Here is a 17,265-nt window from a genome sequence, read left to right on the forward strand (position 1 = left end):
GGCTAGGCAGCGACTTCGGCAGCCTCGGCGGCCGCCGCGCGGTTGCGCCGCGAACGCCAGAACACGAGCGCCCCCACGATCACGAGCATGGCCACGGCCACCAGTACAAACGTCACGTTGGGCACCTGGCCCGCGGTTTCGGCCGCCCAGGACTCGGCCCGGTACTGTGTGCCCACGGTGAAGATTCCGCCGAGGGACGCGGTGCCCTCGGTCACGAGGAGCAGCACACCGATGCCGATCGAGAGCACGCCCGAAACGATCATCCAGATCGAGTTCTCCCAGCGACCAATCCGTACCCGGCGTGGGCGCAGCCAGCCGCGCTCACCCACCCGGAAGCGGGTCCAGACCAGGGCGAGCAGGCCGAGCGGCAGGGCCATCCCCAGCGCGAAGATCGCGAGCATGATGCCGCCGTACACGGGGTTCGCACCCGTGGCGGCAACGGTGAGTACCGAGCCGAGGATCGGCCCGGCACACACCCCCGCGACGCCATATACCGCTCCGAGTATGAACACCGAAATGGCCGAGGTGCCCTCGCCCACTGCCCCGCGATTGAGACCTGGAATGTTGACGCCGATGAGCTGGAGGAGACCGATCAGGATCACGATTCCCGCGGCCACGCTCACCAGGACGCCGCGGTTCTGCGTGAGCAGGGAACCCAGCGCGCCGGCCAGCAGGCCGAGCGGCACGAGGGTCATCAGCAGGCCGAGATAGAAGATTCCCGTGCGCTGCAGAAGCTTCGTGGGGCTCGCGAACGCGTAGGCGAAAAACGCCGGCAGCAGCATGACCGAGCAGGGACTAAAGAGCGTCAGAACGCCGCCGAGGAGTGCCCCGGCGTAACCGATATCCATGCCTAGCGGCCGGCCTTCGCGAGCTCCTGACGGATGACCTCCTGGAAGACCGACAGCGGCTGAGCGCCCACGATCGGGGTAGCGTTGACCGCAAACACCGGGGTCGAGTTCACGCCGAGCGAGGTGCCCTCACCGAGGTCGCGGATGACTGCCTGGGTGAGTTCGGGCCTATCGAGGTCGGCGGTGAACTTCGCGATGTCGGGAATCTTCACCTGGGCGGCGAACTCGAGCAGGCGCTCGCGCGGGTAGTCGGGGTGGCCGCGCTCGGGGGCGGCCTCGAAGATCGCGTCGTGGTACTCCCAGAACATGCCCTGCTCTCCGGCGGCTCGGGCGGCGACGGCGGCGGCCACCGAGTCCTCCCCGAAGACCGGAAGGTCGCGCCACTCGACGCGCAGCTGGCCGGAATCGACAAACTCGGAGATGATCTGCGGCATGCTGTCACGCGAGAACACCCCGCAGAACGGGCAGCGGTAGTCGGCAAACTCGACGAGGGTTACCGGGGCATCCACGGGGCCGAGGGCCAGCGGGTCGCCCTCGATGCGGCGGGCGAGATCCAGCACGGGCTGCTCCTCGCCGGCGGTGTTCGCGCCGGGGGCGGAACTCTCGGCGATGGGTGAGGTGGGGGCGGTGTCACCGGAACCGGTGGACCCGGCCCAGATCATGACGCCGATCGCGGCGGCCGCGAGCACGGAGCCGGAAACGATAAGGGTGGTGCGACGTTGAGTCATTAAATTGTCCTTGATGAGGAGACCGCTTCCCCAGCGGGGTCGGGGCGCTCAAGAGTATGCGGGGGCTGCCGCCTCGGGCCACGGAGGTGGAGGGCGGTGCCGGGGTGCGCGAACGCGGGTGAGGGTACGGGGTCGGATTCCCGTGAGCTCCTAGGTGCGCGATATCCCGAGATCCTGCGGCAGCGGTGCCGCGGGGGAGTGCGAGCAGGTGGGGGAGACGGCAAACACGATCGGTTCGAGACCGAGCGCGATGGTGGTGACGTACTCCCCGGAGAAGGCGGTGTGCTGATCGATGGTGCGGGCGCCGTGCACGGATTCGGTGTTCGGGCCGGTGGGCGCGCAGAACGGGGTACTCTCAGCGGAGGGGGCCTCGGTGTGGGCTCCCGCGGGCTGGGCGTCCGTGGCCACTACCGCGACGGTCGCCGGTTCCTGGGCGGTGGGCAGCGCCACGGCCGCTACCGGGGCGCGCAAAACCTGCGCGGCACTCGTGCAGCGCGGTGCCATCAGGGCCACGGTGATGAGCGCCAGCAGCATGCCAAAAACGAGCAGGGTGCGCGGGGAGAGCGCGGCGCGCGCGGTGATTCGGCCGTTCATGCTCCCCCTTTCGTCCGTGATCAAACCCCTCCACTATAGCGGGGGAGCCTGAATCGGGCGCGGAGCTATTCGGCGGAGGTCTCCAGGGCGGGCTCGCGCAGCGGGGAGGGCTGCGGGTTGACCACGGCCGAGACGATGGCCTCGATAGCGAATTCGCTCGCCTCGCCGAGCAGCAGGTTTTCGGGATCGAGCAGCCACTGAATCTGCAGGCCGTCCATCACGGCGAGGATCGCCGCCGCCGCGTGGGCCACGGTGTCCGGGGCCTCCACCTCGCGCTGGGCACACAGCAATTCAAACGATTCGATTGCCTCCTGGCGAAGGTTACGGTAGCGATCGACGAAGTAGTCGCGTGCCGCGTGATCGTCAGTCACGGACTCGGCGGACAGCACGGCGTACAGCTGCACCAGTCCGGCGCGCTGCGCGTTGGAGAAGGCGGTGCGCACCAGGTGGCGGAAGAACTCGATTCCCGTGGGGATGTGCTTTTCCTCGAGGTGGTCCACGTCGGACTCGTCACGGTAGGTGAGCACCTCCATGAGCAGGAGATCCTTCGACCCAAAGTGGTGCAGGATGCCGGCGTGGGTCATTCCCACCTGATCGGCGATATCGGTCAGGGTGCCGTTCACCGAGCCCTTGGAGCCGAAGATATCCGTTGCGGCACGCAGGATCTCGCGTCGCCGGGCAATCGTCTCCGGACGCGAACGTGTCTGTTTCTTTGCGGTGGCCACGGACGGGCACCCCCTCTAATCTGCATGCGCGTCGTTGCGGCGGCAATGTTGCTCAACCGTAATGAAGTCTGCTCTGACGCGGAATCACCTGAATATATTCTGACGTGCACGGCACGTGTCGCGTCTGTATTTAGGAGGATAGCGCAGTCTTGATCGCGGCGCACTTGAAAACTTACTGACAAGCCGGTAACCTTTCAGAAGATTACCGGTCTCAATGACGAGGAGTACTCGATGAACGCATCCGCGTGCATTCCCGCCCCACGGGAAATGGCACACGGTCGGGTGCGTGAAAACGGGTTCACTCCGTCGCTGGGATTGAGGGATAACGACACTATGTCTACCCGCAATGAGGCGCTTCCCGGCTCCTTTGCGCGAGCCGGATATTTTTTTGTCCTCCCGGCAGTCAGGGTCTCACAGGGTTGCGAGCAGGTGGCGATCAGGCAAGACCGGTAGCCGCAAAACCGATGGCGCATCACCATCGGGGAACGGGCTGGAGACACAGCCCGCGGCTGGACACGCCCATCCGGGTGTCCGCATTCACAGTGAATAACCGTTTTGGAGCAGGACGCTCCAAAACGCCCATCCTATGTAGGAGAGAGAAATGACGAAGAAGTCCTCTTTGGTCGCCCTGGGGCTGGCAGCAGCTCTGGCGCTCACCGGTTGTGCCGCAGGCAACAACGGTGAAAAGCCTGCTGAAGGCAAGGCCGGCGCCGCGCTGACCATCGCCAAGCCGGACGGTGCGATCGCAACCCAGTCCAACAACCCGTGGGTCGGCGACTCCTCGGCACTCAAGCTCGGTTACATCAACTCGATCCTTGAGCCCCTCGGTCTCGTAAACCTCGCAGACCCGAGCGAGCCGGTTCGTCCGTGGCTCGCAAAGACCATCGAGTGGTCCCCCGACTTCAAGTCGGTCACCCTGACCCCCGAAGACAAGGCCACCTGGAACGACGGCAAGAAGTTCACCGCCGACGACATCGCCTTCACCTTCCAGCTCTTCCTGGACCACCCGGCACTCGACATCGACGCCATCGGCCTCACCAAGATCACCAACGCCGACGGCAAGGTGACCCTGGACTTCGAGAACTCGATGTTCGTGAAGCAGGAGAAGGTGCTGCACAAGCGCATCGTCCCCAAGCACATCTACGAGGGCGTCAAGGACCCGGCTACCTACGAGTTCAAGGAAGCCGTCGGAACCGGTCCGTACAAGCTGACCAAGTTCGACACCCAGTCCGTTGAGCTCACCGCTCGCGACGACTACTGGGGTGGCAAGCTCGCCGTCCCGAAGCTGTACTACGTGTCCTACAACGACAACACCGCTCTGACCACCGCCCTCGCCTCCGGCGACGCCGACTGGGCTCAGGCCTTCATTCCGAACGTGCAGTCCGCGTTCCTGGACAAGGACAAGGAGCACAACCGTCAGTGGGCTGCCGCAGGTCTGGGCATCGACGCACTGTACGTCAACACCACCAAGGCTCCGTTCGACAACAAGGCTTTCCGCCAGGCGATCAACGACGTGATCGACCGTCACAAGCACCAGGAAGTCGCTCGTGAGGGCGCGGTTCCGGCGATCAAGTCGATCACCGGTCTGCCGACCCCGGCCGGTGACTCCTTCATCCAGGCCGAGTACAAGGGCAAGGACTACAAGGTTGACGTTGACGCAGCCAAGAAGATCCTGACCGACGCCGGTTACACCGGTGTGGGCGACAAGCTGGTTGACCCCAAGGGCAACCCGGTTGAGTTCACCCTCTCGGTTCCGCAGGGTTGGAACGACTACGTGACCGGCATCAGCCTGATCCAGAGCTCGGTCAAGGCCCTCGGCGTTGACGCCAAGGTCAACACCCCCGACTCGGACACCTGGTGGGACAACAAGAGCAAGGGTGACTTCGACGCCATCCTGCACTGGACCGACACCGGCGCAACCCCGTACAACATCTACAACAACACCATGGGCGGCATGTACCTGAAGCCCATCGGTGAGCAGGCCGACTACAACTTCGGTCGCTACGACAACCCTGAGGCCACCGCCGAGCTCGCCGCCTACGCTAACGCAACCGACGACGCAGCCCGCACCGCCGCTCTCGACAAGGTCCAGCAGATCTTCGTTGAGGACGTCCCCGCAATGGCAATCGGAACCCGTCCGTACATCGGTACCTACAACACGCGTAACTACGTGGGTTGGCCGGACGCGAAGGACCCGTACGCACCCTCTGACCCCACTCAGGTCAACTCGGTCCTCATCCTCACCAAGCTGAAGGCCGCGAACTAACGTTCGCACTGCAACACCTCTCGTGACGCGAGAGGGACCGCGCATCGCTGCTGCGGCACCATCCACGTCACCATCGTGACGGGGGTGGGGTGCACACGCACCCCACCCCCGCCCACGGGTTTCTCATGTCTTCCCCCATCCCCGCTTAAGACATGACGCTTGACAAGAATCAGGAACGCATTGTGACCTCCGACAATCTGCTGACGGTCTCGAACTTCAGTGTGATGTACGACGTGGATCCGCCCGTTGAAGCCGTGCGCGACGTGTCGCTCACGCTGAAGCGCGGCGAAATCCTCGGCCTCGCCGGTGAATCCGGCTGTGGCAAGACCACCCTCGCCTATGGCATCCAGCGTCTGCTGAAGCCGCCGGCCGTGATTACTCAGGGCTCGGCCATCTTCCACGACAAGGCCGGCGAGGACATCGACCTCAACTCCCTCGACGAAAAGCAGATGCGTGCGTTCCGCTGGAACAAGGCCTCCATGGTCTTCCAGGGCGCGATGAACGCCCTGAACCCCGTGGTCAACATCGGCAAGCAGCTCGGCGACGTCTTCACGACCCACCGCCCCGAGCTCTCCCGTGCCGAGCGCCACGAGGAATCCGCTCGACTGCTGGAGATCGTCGGCGTGGGCCGCGATCGCCTGCGTGCCTTCCCGCACGAGCTCTCCGGTGGTATGCGTCAGCGCGTCATGATCGCCATGGCCCTGGCCCTCAAGCCGCAGCTCATGATCATGGACGAGCCCACCACCGCGCTCGACGTGCTCGTGCAGCGCGAAATCCTTCAGCAGATCTCCGACCTGCGCAAGGAATTCGGATTCTCGGTGATCTTCATCACCCACGACCTTCCGCTGCTGCTGGAAATCTCCGACCGAATCGCCGTCATGCGTGCGGGCAAGGTTGTTGAGATCAACACCGCGGAGCAGATCTACCACCACGCGGAGCACGAGTACACCCGCAAGCTTCTCGCCTCGTTCCCGAGCCTGACCGGTGAGCGCGGCGACTTCGTTCGTGGCACCTCCTCCGTAGAGACTGGAGCGTAATCGCCATGACGACCCTCGAATTCAAAGACGTCACCAAGCGCTACCGCATCCGCGGTACCGGTGACTTCCTCGCCCTGGACAAGGTGAACTTCACCCTGACCTCCGGCAAGACCATCGCCCTGGTGGGCCAGAGCGGTAGTGGTAAGTCCACCATCGCGAAGATCCTGACCCAGCTCGAGCGCGCCACCTCCGGTGAGGTTCTGCTCGATGGCAAGCCGATCCCGCGTCGCGGCCGCGCCCTGCGCAGCTACCGTCAGCAGGTCCGCATGGTCTTCCAGGACCCCTTCGCCTCGCTGAACCCGTACCACACCATCCGCCACCACATCGAGCGCCCGCTGCGCCTCGACAAGGTTGTGCCGAACGAAGAGGTCGAGAACGAGGTGTATCGCCTCCTGGAGCGCGTGCGCCTCGAGCCGAACGACGTGATTGATCGTCGCCCGCACGAGCTCTCCGGTGGACAGCGTCAGCGCGTGGCCATCGCCCGCGCCCTCGCCTCGCGTCCGTCGCTGCTGATCGCCGACGAGCCCGTCTCGATGCTTGACGTGTCGATCCGCCTCGGCGTGCTGAACCTGCTTGCCGACCTGCAGCGCGAGAACAACCTGGGTGTGCTGTACATCACCCACGACCTCGCGACCGCCCGTCACTTCTCGGACGAGATTATGGTGCTGAACCGCGGTGTCGTGGTTGAGCGCGGTAACGCCGATGACGTCATCCTGAACCCGCAGCACGCCTACACGCGTGAACTGCGGGATGCCTCGCCCAACCCGGACAAGCACTTCGCGGCGCCCGGCACGACTTCCCCCCGGAGCTGAACCCCGTGAGATTCTTCCTGCGACGCACAGCGTTCTATCTGTTCACCGCCTGGGCGGCGATCACGATCAACTTCTTCCTGCCCCGATTCCTGAAGGGTGACCCGGTTTCGGCGTACATCGCCAAGAACCAGGGTCTGATCAGCCCGGATGCCGCAGCGGCGCTGCGCACCCTGTTTGGTCTGGACAAGAACCAGTCCCTCCTCGAGCAGTACATCAGCTACTGGAAGCTGCTCCTCAGCGGCGACCTGGGCCGCTCCTTCTCCAAGGGTCTCGCCCCGGTCACCGACGTGATCGCCTCGGCCCTGCCCTGGACCATCGGTCTGGTCGGTATTGCCACGATCATCTCGTTCGTGATCGGTACCACCCTCGGTGCCTACGCCGGTTGGCGTCGTGGATCCAAGGCAGACGCCCTGATCCCGATCACCACCTTCTTCTCCACCGTCCCCTACTTCTGGCTCGGTCTGATCGCGATTGCGTTCTTCGCCACCACCCTTGGCTGGTTCCCCGCCTCACACGCGTATGACAAGGGGGCGAGCCCCGAACTCACCTGGGACTTCATCGGGCAGGTCATCAACCACGGAACGCTTCCCGCGCTCACCATCGTGGTGTCCTCGCTCGGTGGTTGGGTCCTCGGTATGCGCAACATGATGGTCACCGTCATGGACGAGGACTACGTCACCGTGGCTCAGGCCAAGGGTCTGCCGCCGCGCAAGGTCCTCATCAACTACGCCGCCCGCAACGCCGTGCTGCCGCAGCTCTCGAGCTTCGCGCTGTCGCTCGGATTCATCGTGGGTGGAACCCTGGTCATGGAGCTCGTGTTCTCCTACCCCGGTGTGGGAAAGCTGCTGCTTGACGCCACCAACGCGAAGGACTACCCGCTCATGCAGGGTCTGTTCCTGATCATCACGTTGACCATCCTGGTGGCCAACATCCTCGCCGATGTCGCCTACGCGATCCTCGACCCGCGCACCCGTCAGTCGGAGGCCTAGACCATGACTCAGCCCGAAACCGCGGTAATGGCCGCAGTAGCCGATCCCGCTCCCCGCACCGCGCGTAAGCAGACCCCGTTCACCAAGTTTGCTCAGGCCTTCTCGATGTTCCGTAACGGAAAGTCGATCACCGGTCTGTGCATTCTCGGATTCTTCGTTCTCGTTGCGATCTTTGGTGACCTGCTGGCCCCCTACGGCCCGCTGGACAAGGACTTCAGCGCCCTGCGCCAGGGCCCGTCGTCCACCCACTGGCTCGGCACCACCCACATGGGTGAGGACGTCCTCAGCCAGCTGATCTACGGAACCCGTGGTGTGCTGGTGGTGGGCTTCGCGGCCGGTATCATCGCCACCCTGATCGCCGTGATCATCGGTGTGACCGCGGGTTACATGGGTGGCTGGAAGAGCGAGTCGCTCTCGGCCATCACCAACGTGTTCCTCGTGATCCCGGCCCTGCCGCTGATGATCATCGTGGCTTCGCAGTACGAGAACCCGAGCCTCCTGCTCATCGCCGGTGTGCTGGCGCTGACCGGTTGGGCCTGGGGTAGCCGCGTGCTGCGCGCCCAGACCATGTCGCTGCGTAACCGGGACTTCGTCCAGGCCGCCCGCGCCAACGGTGAGCCGCTGTACCGCATCATCGCGGTGGAGATGCTCCCCAACCTGATCGCGATCATCGCCTCGAGCTTCGTGGGTACCGTGACCGCTGCCGTCCTGGGTCTGACCACCCTGGCCTTCATCGGTGTGATCCCGATCACCAACCTGAACTGGGGAACGATCCTGTTCTGGGCACAGCAGAACGGTGCCTTCCCGGACTTCTGGTGGTGGTACGTTCCCGCCGGTCTCTGCATCGCGCTGCTGGGTATGGCCCTCTCGCTGATCAACTTCGGTATCGACGAGTACGTGAACCCGCGCCTGCGTAGCGCCGGTGAGCGTGCCCGCGAAATGCGCAAGAAGGGCATCAAGGTGACCTCGAGCGTGACCGCCGTGCGGACCACTCCGACCTCGGGCACCCAGCCCGATGACGGAGCGGCCTCGGCACCTCGCCACGCGAGCCCCGCGGTTGACCTGGACGCCGTCACTCCGGTGGCGCCGCCCGCACCCGCAAATCCGGACGACACCACCGCTCGGTAATCAGACCAATCGGCCCCCTTCTCCCGGTGGAGGAGGGGGCCCTTTGCGGGGCGGCTCGTTCGCCCCTTACACCCGCATCAACCCGGTCGGCCCCCGACCATCTAAGGACTTACGTTTCATGACTACGCTTCCGTACCTGAACCCCGACCTGTCGATCGCCGAGCGGGTAGAAGACCTGCTGGGTCGGATGACCCGTGAGCAGAAGGTTGGGCAGATGCTCCAGCTGGATGCCCGTGACGACCTCGATGACCACGTGCTGGGCAAGCACGTTGGGTCGATCCTGCACACCTCGCCCGAGCGCGTGGTGCGTGCACACGAGCTGACCGCCGAGACCGAGCTGCGCATTCCGCTGCTGGTGGGCGAGGACTGCATCCACGGTAACTCGTTCTGGAAGGGTGCCACGATCTTCCCGACCCAGCTCGGTATGGCCGGCACCTGGGACGCCGAGCTGACCGAGCAGGTCGCCCGCGTGACCGCGATCGAGACCGCCACCACCGGTGTGCACTGGACCTTCTCCCCGGTGCTCTGCATCGCCCGCGACCTCCGCTGGGGTCGCGTGGACGAGACCTTCGGTGAGGACCCGCACCTGATCGGTGAGCTGGCCTCCGCGATGGTTCGTGGATACCAGGGCAAGGGCCTGAACGACCCCTCGGCCATTCTCGCGACCGCGAAGCACTTCGCCGGTTACTCCGAGACCCAGGGTGGCCGCGACGCCTCCGAGGCCGACATCTCCCCGCGCAAGCTGCGCTCCTGGTTCCTGCCGCCGTTCGAGCGGGTTGCCCGCGAGGGTTGCCGCACCTTCATGCTCGGCTACCAGAGCACCGATGGTGTGCCGATCACCGTCAACGACTGGCTGCTGAACGACGTTCTGCGCGGCGAGTGGGGCTACACCGGAACCCTCATCACCGACTGGGACAACGTGGGCCGCATGGTCTGGGAGCAGCAGGTTCAGCCGGACTACGCTCACGCCGCCGCTGCCGCCGTTAAGGCCGGTAACGACATGGTCATGACCACCCCGAAGTTCTACGAGGGCGCCCTCGAGGCCATCGAGAAGGGCATGCTGACCGAGGCCGAGCTGCACCCCGCGGTGGCCCGCATCCTAACCCTGAAGTTTGAGCTGGGCCTGTTCGAGGACCCGCGTCACCCCGATGTGGCCGCTCAGGAGGCCCTGGTTGGTCACGAGGACCACACCGCGCTGAACCTCGAGGTGGCTCGCCACTCGCTGGTACTGCTGAACAACGATGGCGTACTGCCGCTCGAGGGTGGCTTTGTCGCCGATGAGTCCGGCCGTGCCGCCGGAACCGGTGCCGCGAAGAAGATCGCCGTGGTTGGTCCGCTGGCCGATGACGCACAGACCCAGCTGGGTGACTGGGCGGGTAACTCCGGCCAGGCCGGTTGGTTCCCCGAGGGTCACCCGCGCGAGATGATCACCACCGTGCTGGATGGTCTGCGTGCGCACACCCCCGCCGACTGGAGCGTGTCCTACGCCCAGGGTGCCGACATCCTGACCCTCGCCGCCGACCCCGAGGGTGAGTTCTTCCCGGATGGTCAGCCGCGCCCGCAGGTCGTGGTTCCGACGGCACCGGATGCCGCACAGATCGCCGAGGCCGTGGCCGCCGCGAAGGACGCCGACTACGTTGTGGCCGTCGTGGGTGACCGCATCGAGCTCGTGGGTGAGGGTCGTTCGACCGCAACCCTGGAGCTCATCGGTGGCCAGATCGCGCTGCTGGATGCCCTGGCCGAGACCGGCACCCCGATGATCGTGGTGCTGCTGGCCTCGAAGCCGCTGGTCCTGCCGGAGTCGGCCCTGAACGCCGCCGCACTGCTCTGGGTCGCAAACCCGGGTATGCAGGGTGGCCGCGCCATTGCCGAGCTCGCGCTGGGCCTGATCGAGCCCTCGGGGCGCCTGCCGATCTCGTTTGCCCGTCACTCCGGTCAGCAGCCGACCTACTACAACCAGATCCGTGGCCAGCACGGTAACCGATACGCCGACCTGACCCAGACCCCGGCATTCCAGTTCGGGCAGGGCCTGTCGTACACCACGGTTGAGTACTCCGACCTGGTTATTGCGGACACCAACCTGACCGCTGCGGACACCGTGCGCGCCTCGCTGACCCTCACCAACACCGGTGCACGCCCCTCGCGCGAGACCGTGCAGGTGTACGTCAGCGACACCGTGACCTCGGTCAGCTGGGCCGACCAGGAGCTGAAGACCTTCACCCAGGTCGACGTCGCCGCGGGCGAGTCGAAGACCGTGGAGATCGAGCTGCCGGCGGCCGAGTGCACGATCGTGGATGCCAAGGGCAACCGCATCGTCGAGGCCGGTGCCTTCGAGCTGCGCGTGGGTAAGTCCTCGCGCTCCGAGGACGTACTGCGCGCGACCTTCACCATCGCGTAACCGGTCAACGTAAAACGGCGGGCCCCGAGGTTTTCCTCGGGGCCCGCCGTTTTGGCGTGTGGGCGGGCCCTAGGGCGAGACCACGAGGGGCTGGCCGTTGAGGTACACCTCGGGGATCTGACGCTCCTGGGCGAGCCGGAACAGCAGGGTTGATTCCTCTTCCCCGGCGGGGGCTTCGGAAGCCGTGGTGACGCGCAGGCTGGTGGGGGAGAGCTCGATGGCGGTGGCCAGGCCGTTCGCCGTGGCCGCCCGGTAGAGATCGGCATAGCCCGGATACGGGTTGTTTCGGGTGGTGAGTGCGCGGAAGGCAGGGTGCGGGACGGTGGTAAACGCCGGCTGCCCGGGGCCCTGCGCGGCCACCGTGAGCGAGACGGCCGCGCGCCCGGTGTTGCGCTCGGCGATCTCCGCACTCAGTGTCTCGACGGTGTCGATGTTTGGCAGCGCTACGCTCACCCGGTTGTTCGTGGCCGCCTCGGTCGCGTAACCGCGCTCGCCCAGCCAGGCCACGAGCGCGGTGGTATCTGGCCGTTCGGACTCCGCGGGGGCGATGCTCGTGCCGGGCACGATCACCACGGGGTGTGCCGCGGCGGCCTCGGGATCGCGGGCCTCAAACGCGGCACTGACCGCCGTCGGGTCGCCGCCCGCGGGGAGTGCGAGCATCAGGACGTCGGTGTACTGCAGCGCGGTGATCGGCCGTTCGGCGGAAACCGCGGTGGAATCCTCGAGAACCCGGGTGAGCTCGGCGCGGTTCTCCGCGTGCACCTCGACGCCGTCTCCGCTCAGGAGTGTGGGCGCATCCTCGAGCGCGGGGGCGATGGCCCGCGCGATGGGCAGCGTCTGGGCCAGCCCGGCGGTCTCGGTGATTCGCGCCGCGACTCGATCGCTTCGGCTGAGCGTGATGGCCGCGGTGATGCCGGTGGACTCGGCGGCCGTGGCGATCGCGATTGGGTCAACGTCCAGGTCGGGGCACCCCGAGACGGACCAGTTCACCCGGGTGTGTGCGGTCGCGACCACGTATTCGGTGGTCTGGGCCGAGAACGCACCGGCCTGACAGACCCGAGACCGCACCGCGTTCAACACGTCGGCGCGGGCATCCATTTCGACGTGCAGAGTGGTCTCCCGGGAGAGATGATTGCCGGTCCGTTCGGTCCCGGTGGCCAGGGTCACCCCGGGGATGTCACGGATCTCATCGGTGTAGGCACCCAGGTCTCCCGATGCGCCCAGCGGGGAGCACCCGCCGAGGGCGAGCGCTCCCGCGATCGTGGCGATCAGCAGCGGGCCACCGCGCGTGGCACCACCGGGGTGGAAACGACGCGGCACCCGCCGCTGAATAGCACTCATTTTCCCTACGCTACCCGGAACACGGCCGAGCGCGGTACGCGGGGCGTTCCGCTCAGCGTTTTCTCGGGGATACCAGGGCCAGGACGACCAGGAGCCCCATCGCGATCGCCATCGCGGTGAACCCCCACTGGGCGGCGTGGGCGTAGTCGAGCTTCACGCACTCGAGGATCTGCTTCGCGGCCTGAGCGGGGATTCCGGACGGAAGCGAGGACGCCTGGCCCGAGCCCGCACCGGTGACCTGGTTGACCACGTGCTGGACATCACTCGGGCTCGCCCCAAACCTACCGAGGGAGTCGGTGAGCAGGGTGGTGAGTCGCCCGCTGACGATGCTCGCGATCACGGCCATGCCGAGTGCGCCACCGAAGTTCTTGAGTGTCTGGGTGATGCCGGTGACCTCGCCGTAGCCGGTGTTCGGGGCCTGGTTGATGGCGTCGGTGCTCGCGGCGGTGAGCATGAAACCGATTCCGAAGCCGGCGAGGGCGATGGGGGCGGTCTGCGGGTTGAAGAAGGAGAAGCCGTCGATATTCAGATTGCCGGCCACCAGAGCGAGCCAGGCGAAGCCGGCGGCACCGGCCAGCCCACCGATGAGGAGCACGGTGCGGATGCCGCGGCGGTCGTAGCGGCGCGAGCCGATCCGGGCACCCAGCGCAAAACCGAGGAAGAGCTTCAGGAACAGCAGACCGGTGACCGAGGCGGTAAGGCCGAGCGAAAGCTGGCCGTACACGCTGAGGAAGAAGAAGATCGGCACAAACGAGATGTTTGCGATCATCACCGCGAGGGCCGAGACGCTGAAACCGCGGCTGCGGAACACGCTCAGGGTCAGCAGCGGCGCGGCCGCGCGGGTTTGCCACCAGAAGAACGCACCGAGGACCGCGATACCCGCGGCCAGGACGACCCAGATCCAGGTGGTGCCCCAGCCCAGCTCGCCGAAGCGCTGCAGGGCGTAGATCACGAGGGACATTCCGGCGGCCACGAGGATCGCCCCGGGCACATCGATGCGGCGGTCGCGCACCGGGGCCGAGGGGGTGAGCGCCGCGGCCCGGCGGCCAAGCATGAGCAGCACGAGCGCGATGATCGCGAGCGGGATGTTGACCCAGAAGATCGAACGCCAGGTCCACTGGGTGAGGTAGCCGCCGGCGATCGGGCCGATCGCGGTCATGGCCCCGGTGATGGTGAAGAACGTGGCCATGGCCCGCCCGCGCCCCTCGCGCGGCACCGACTGCACCACGAGGCCCACCGCGGCGGGGAACATCAGGGCACCGGAGAGCCCCTGGAGCACGCGGGCACCGATCAGCCAGGGCTCGGCCAGGTCGCCGGTGGGGGCGACACCGCAGAGGAATGAACTGACGGCGAACCCGATGATGCCGAGCAGCACCATGCGGCGGTGCCCGAAGAGGTCGGCGAGGCGCCCGCCCAGGAGGAAGAACGCGGCGGTCGCGAGGAGGTAGGAGTTGACGGCCCACTGCAGGCCGTCCTGGCTGAGGCCCAGCTCGGACTGAATGGTGGGCGCGGAGAGGGCCACGATGGTCTGATCGATCGTGGTCATCGAGACCGCGATGATCAGGCCGATGCGCAGCAGGCGAGAGCCGGGGCCGGCCGCGGTCGCGGTCGCGTTGACGGTGGAAACTGAGGGTGACATCGGGATCCTTAGAGCCGGAAATTCTGACCCTCCCAGTCTTTTCCCCGCGGCCCCCGCCCACCAGCGTCCATCCGGGTGACCGGCCGTCAACCGTTCGGTTGACGGCCACGGTGGCGCGCCGACCGGTTACACTTGACCAGAGACACACGGCGAAGGGAGACGGCATGACACTGCTGAGCTTCCTCGCGCAGTTCTTTACCGCGATTGCCGAACACGTGGTCCACGCGCAGAGCTTCACGATGCTCGCCACCACCGGTGTGGCCAGCCTGCTGCTGTTCACCTTCGCGGTGGTCGCCGCTCGTGCGCTGCCGAGTATCGGCTTCATGGTGGATACCGCCACGCGTACGCGCGTGCGCGACCCGCGAAACGTGCGTCGGTTGCCCAGCCAGAGCAACCCGAACACCTCGGGAAAACCGCGTCCTCGAGCGCCGGGTGGGATCCTCGGATTCCCCGCCGTCGCTTCGAACGCGCGCTTTAGCGTGCCCGCTTAGCGCGCTCCTCCGCGGTTCACTCCTGCAGGAGAACGGGGAATCCAACAGCGATTCCACCCGTACTCCTACCCTTTTGGACCCCTCATGGACCTCTATTCCTTTGGGCCGATCGCCCTCCTGCTGGATGGCGCCTACTGGCTCGTTTCCCGACTCCACGAATTCGTGACCCCGCTCGCCCCCGAGGCGGGAGCGGCACTCGCCGTGGCCCTCCTCACCATCCTCGTCCGGATCGCCCTGATCCCGGTCGGCCGATCCCAGGTGAAGGCCGAGATCACCCGCAAACGCCTCGCCCCGAAAATCGCCGCCCTCAACGCGAAGTACAAAAACCCCGAGGTGCGTCAGCGCAAGCTGATGGAGCTCTACCAGACCGAGAAGGCCTCGCCGCTGGCCGGCTGCCTCCCGCTGCTGCTCCAGATCCCGGTGCTCTCGGCCATCTACGGCCTGTTCATCAAACCCGAGATTCACGGCGCACCAAACACGCTGCTCAGCGAGACCATGGCGGGGCTGCCGCTCAGCGGTAACCTCGGCACCCTGCTCGGCTCGGGCGAGGCCTGGCCACGCATCACCGTGTACGTCCTGCTTGTCCTCGTGATGGCCGGAGTCGCCGAGCTGCAGCGCCGATACCTGCTGCTGCCCCAGGACCCGCCGCCTACCCCGCCGGCACCGGTACCCGGCCAGCCGACGCTGCCCGACCTCAGCGGCCTCACCCGGATCATGCGATGGATGCCCTACATGACCGTGGTGATGGCCCTGATCGTGCCGCTCGCCGCCGCGATCTATCTCACCATCACCACCGCCTGGACGCTGTGTGAGCGCCTCCTGCTGCGCCGCATCCTCGGTGCCCGCGAGGCGCAGGCCGGATCGGGAAACGCGGAGGTAGTACCCGCCTAGCGCGGGCGATATACGAACGGCGGGCCGGGATCCTCAGGATCCCGGCCCGCCGTGTGCGGTGCTGCGCGTGGCTAGCGCTTGGCGTTGCCCGAGCCCTCGGTGCGCTTCTTCAGGAAGATCGCGACGAGGATCCAGCCGCCGAGCGCGGTAACCACCCAGACCAGAACCGGTGCCAGGATCCAGGCGGCGAGGTTTTCGAAGTGCAGGCCGCCCGGGAAGAGTGAGGCCACAAACAGCGCGACGAAGGTCGAGACCAGCCCGATGCCGCCGATGATGGGGGAGGCATACTTACGCGCGATGTTGAAGATAAAGGGCGTGAGAATCGCCTGTGCGAGGGTGAAGATGATCACCGCGACGATGAAGCCCGAAGCCGTGATGGTCACCCCGGGAATGATCCAGGCGGCGAGCAACAGGCCGAGCGCCGCCGTTGCGAGGTTGATGGCGGTGCGGATAAGAAAACGGACCATTTCCGGGCTCCCTGAGGGTGAGTGATGATGCCCTCAATCTAGGGCAGGTCGCCGCTCCGCGTCCAGCGCCCAAACGCGGGCCTTTCCAGATCGATCAGCGGCTCGATAAACTGTGGGCACCACCGCGCACCGGGGATTCGCGCGGCCACCGACGAAAGGCACCACGATGTCCGCTCGCCACGCTTTCTTGCCCGTGATCGCCCTGGCTGCGCTCGCCCTCACCGCCTGCGCCTCCGGGCCCGGCTCGAGCTCGGTACCCAGCGAAAAGGACCTCGTCGGAACCTGGGTTCCCACCACCATCTATTCCACGCAGCCCCACCTGACCCTCGCCGATGATGGCACCTGGACGGGCTCGGACGGCTGCAACGGCACCTCCGGCACCTGGAAGGTCACCCCGAGCGGCACGCTCTCGGTCACCGCGGGGCCGAGCACCCTGATCGCCTGCGAGGGGGAGGCGCTGCCCAGCCTGTTTGCGCAGTCCACCCGCATCCGCGTCGAGGGCTCAAACGTTCTCCTGCAGGATGACAAGAAGAAGACCCTCGCAACGGTGGTCCGCGGGGAGGTCACGAGCCCGAGCCCCGATGCGGGTGCCGCCGGCGGCTCGAGTGCCGCCGACGTGACCGGCAGCTGGGTCGCCGAGACCCCGGGTACCGGCCAGGTCCCGGCCCTGAACCTCGAGGCCGGCGGCAAGCTCAGCGGCAACGATGGCTGCAACGCCCTGATCGGCACCTGGACCATCGAGGGAGACACCCTGAGCTTTGACCCGCTCGCCTCCACCCGGATGGCCTGCGAGAACGTCGACACCTGGCTGTCCCTCGCAAAGACCGCGACGGTCACCCCCGCCGAACTGGTCGTGCAGGACTCCGCCGGCAAAATCCTCGGTCGTTTGGCTCGCGGATAGCGAAAATACC

At 66.3% G+C, this 17,265-nt stretch carries 16 protein-coding genes; 9 read left to right on the top strand and 7 right to left on the bottom strand.

The genetic code is table 11. The annotated features are described in order from the left end of the window. Nucleotides 1-2: 2 nt before the first annotated feature. The 4 genes from D9V32_RS03200 to D9V32_RS03215 all read right to left on the bottom strand — a co-directional run bounded on the left by D9V32_RS03200 (nt 3) and on the right by D9V32_RS03215 (nt 2,895). The gene (locus D9V32_RS03200; protein ID WP_121647451.1) at nt 3-848 is read right to left on the bottom strand and encodes a cytochrome c biogenesis CcdA family protein; all 846 of its coding nucleotides are present in this window, start codon (nt 846-848) and stop codon (nt 3-5) included. Nucleotides 849-850: 2 nt separating this feature from the next. After that, entirely contained in the window at nt 851-1,576 is a 726-nt protein-coding gene (locus tag D9V32_RS03205) for a DsbA family protein (RefSeq protein ID WP_121647452.1), read from the bottom strand. A gap of 150 nt (nt 1,577-1,726) precedes the next feature. Continuing rightward, on the bottom strand, nt 1,727-2,170 hold the full coding sequence (locus D9V32_RS03210) for a hypothetical protein (RefSeq protein ID WP_121647453.1): 444 nt from the start codon (nt 2,168-2,170) through the stop codon (nt 1,727-1,729). 65 nt (nt 2,171-2,235) lie between these two features. Continuing rightward, nucleotides 2,236-2,895 carry a TetR/AcrR family transcriptional regulator gene (locus D9V32_RS03215; RefSeq protein WP_121647454.1) on the bottom strand — a complete coding sequence of 220 codons (660 nt, stop codon included), beginning with the start codon at nt 2,893-2,895 and terminating at the stop codon, nt 2,236-2,238. A 601-nt stretch (nt 2,896-3,496) separates the two neighbouring features. Here D9V32_RS03215 and D9V32_RS03220 point away from each other — a divergent pair. From D9V32_RS03220 to D9V32_RS03245, 6 genes are all read left to right on the top strand, one after another. After that, complete coding sequence (locus tag D9V32_RS03220) at nt 3,497-5,161, top strand: ABC transporter substrate-binding protein (RefSeq protein WP_121647455.1); 1,665 nt, start codon at nt 3,497-3,499, stop codon at nt 5,159-5,161. A gap of 224 nt (nt 5,162-5,385) precedes the next feature. Then, nucleotides 5,386-6,198, top strand: a complete 813-nt coding sequence (locus D9V32_RS03225; RefSeq protein WP_245982023.1) for an ABC transporter ATP-binding protein — start codon at nt 5,386-5,388, stop codon at nt 6,196-6,198. Between the two features lie 5 nt (nt 6,199-6,203). Continuing rightward, complete coding sequence (locus D9V32_RS03230; RefSeq protein ID WP_121647457.1) at nt 6,204-7,010, top strand: ABC transporter ATP-binding protein; 807 nt, start codon at nt 6,204-6,206, stop codon at nt 7,008-7,010. Nucleotides 7,011-7,015: 5 nt separating this feature from the next. Then, complete coding sequence (locus tag D9V32_RS03235) at nt 7,016-7,999, top strand: ABC transporter permease (RefSeq protein ID WP_121647458.1); 984 nt, start codon at nt 7,016-7,018, stop codon at nt 7,997-7,999. A gap of 3 nt (nt 8,000-8,002) precedes the next feature. After that, complete coding sequence (locus D9V32_RS03240) at nt 8,003-9,127, top strand: ABC transporter permease (RefSeq protein ID WP_183086157.1); 1,125 nt, start codon at nt 8,003-8,005, stop codon at nt 9,125-9,127. Nucleotides 9,128-9,245: 118 nt separating this feature from the next. Further along, on the top strand, nt 9,246-11,525 hold the full coding sequence (locus tag D9V32_RS03245) for an exo-beta-d-1,3/1,6-glucosidase (RefSeq protein WP_121647460.1): 2,280 nt from the start codon (nt 9,246-9,248) through the stop codon (nt 11,523-11,525). A gap of 69 nt (nt 11,526-11,594) precedes the next feature. Here D9V32_RS03245 and D9V32_RS03250 read toward each other — a convergent pair whose 3' ends face one another. Both D9V32_RS03250 and D9V32_RS03255 read right to left on the bottom strand, forming a co-directional pair. Further along, nucleotides 11,595-12,866 carry a hypothetical protein gene (locus tag D9V32_RS03250; RefSeq protein WP_147440379.1) on the bottom strand — a complete coding sequence of 424 codons (1,272 nt, stop codon included), beginning with the start codon at nt 12,864-12,866 and terminating at the stop codon, nt 11,595-11,597. A 52-nt stretch (nt 12,867-12,918) separates the two neighbouring features. Then, on the bottom strand, nt 12,919-14,505 hold the full coding sequence (locus tag D9V32_RS03255; protein ID WP_121647462.1) for an MFS transporter: 1,587 nt from the start codon (nt 14,503-14,505) through the stop codon (nt 12,919-12,921). 164 nt (nt 14,506-14,669) lie between these two features. Between D9V32_RS03255 and D9V32_RS03260 the strand changes: the two genes are divergently transcribed. Then, nucleotides 14,670-14,996 carry a DUF6412 domain-containing protein gene (locus D9V32_RS03260; protein ID WP_121647463.1) on the top strand — a complete coding sequence of 109 codons (327 nt, stop codon included), beginning with the start codon at nt 14,670-14,672 and terminating at the stop codon, nt 14,994-14,996. An 84-nt stretch (nt 14,997-15,080) separates the two neighbouring features. Continuing rightward, a complete protein-coding gene (locus D9V32_RS03265) occupies nt 15,081-15,887 on the top strand; it encodes a YidC/Oxa1 family membrane protein insertase (protein WP_121647464.1) in 807 nt (268 codons plus the stop codon). A 71-nt stretch (nt 15,888-15,958) separates the two neighbouring features. Here the strand turns inward: D9V32_RS03265 and D9V32_RS03270 are convergent, their stop codons facing one another. Beyond that, nucleotides 15,959-16,354, bottom strand: coding sequence for a phage holin family protein (locus tag D9V32_RS03270; protein WP_121647465.1), 396 nt, complete (start codon nt 16,352-16,354; stop codon nt 15,959-15,961). Nucleotides 16,355-16,520: 166 nt separating this feature from the next. Between D9V32_RS03270 and D9V32_RS03275 the strand changes: the two genes are divergently transcribed. Further along, nucleotides 16,521-17,255, top strand: coding sequence for an META domain-containing protein (locus D9V32_RS03275; protein ID WP_121647466.1), 735 nt, complete (start codon nt 16,521-16,523; stop codon nt 17,253-17,255). Nucleotides 17,256-17,265: the final 10 nt, after the last annotated feature.

The sequence above is a fragment of the Mycetocola tolaasinivorans genome (genome assembly GCF_003667565.1).
GTDB classification, from domain to species: Bacteria; Actinomycetota; Actinomycetes; order Actinomycetales; family Microbacteriaceae; genus Mycetocola; species Mycetocola tolaasinivorans.

Excerpts from the sequence above, each read along its gene's own strand:
- D9V32_RS03200 (WP_121647451.1), bottom strand. The coding sequence starts at position 848 with ATGGATATCGGTTACGCCGGGGCACTCCTCGGCGGCGTTCTGACGCTC.
- D9V32_RS03205 (WP_121647452.1), bottom strand. The coding sequence starts at position 1,576 with ATGACTCAACGTCGCACCACCCTTATCGTTTCCGGCTCCGTGCTCGCG.
- D9V32_RS03210 (WP_121647453.1), bottom strand. The coding sequence starts at position 2,170 with ATGAACGGCCGAATCACCGCGCGCGCCGCGCTCTCCCCGCGCACCCTG.
- D9V32_RS03220 (WP_121647455.1), top strand. The coding sequence starts at position 3,497 with ATGACGAAGAAGTCCTCTTTGGTCGCCCTGGGGCTGGCAGCAGCTCTG.
- D9V32_RS03225 (WP_245982023.1), top strand. The coding sequence starts at position 5,386 with ATGTACGACGTGGATCCGCCCGTTGAAGCCGTGCGCGACGTGTCGCTC.
- D9V32_RS03230 (WP_121647457.1), top strand. The coding sequence starts at position 6,204 with ATGACGACCCTCGAATTCAAAGACGTCACCAAGCGCTACCGCATCCGC.
- D9V32_RS03240 (WP_183086157.1), top strand. The coding sequence starts at position 8,003 with ATGACTCAGCCCGAAACCGCGGTAATGGCCGCAGTAGCCGATCCCGCT.
- D9V32_RS03245 (WP_121647460.1), top strand. The coding sequence starts at position 9,246 with ATGACTACGCTTCCGTACCTGAACCCCGACCTGTCGATCGCCGAGCGG.
- D9V32_RS03250 (WP_147440379.1), bottom strand. The coding sequence starts at position 12,866 with ATGAGTGCTATTCAGCGGCGGGTGCCGCGTCGTTTCCACCCCGGTGGT.
- D9V32_RS03255 (WP_121647462.1), bottom strand. The coding sequence starts at position 14,505 with ATGTCACCCTCAGTTTCCACCGTCAACGCGACCGCGACCGCGGCCGGC.
- D9V32_RS03260 (WP_121647463.1), top strand. The coding sequence starts at position 14,670 with ATGACACTGCTGAGCTTCCTCGCGCAGTTCTTTACCGCGATTGCCGAA.
- D9V32_RS03265 (WP_121647464.1), top strand. The coding sequence starts at position 15,081 with ATGGACCTCTATTCCTTTGGGCCGATCGCCCTCCTGCTGGATGGCGCC.
- D9V32_RS03270 (WP_121647465.1), bottom strand. The coding sequence starts at position 16,354 with ATGGTCCGTTTTCTTATCCGCACCGCCATCAACCTCGCAACGGCGGCG.
- D9V32_RS03275 (WP_121647466.1), top strand. The coding sequence starts at position 16,521 with ATGTCCGCTCGCCACGCTTTCTTGCCCGTGATCGCCCTGGCTGCGCTC.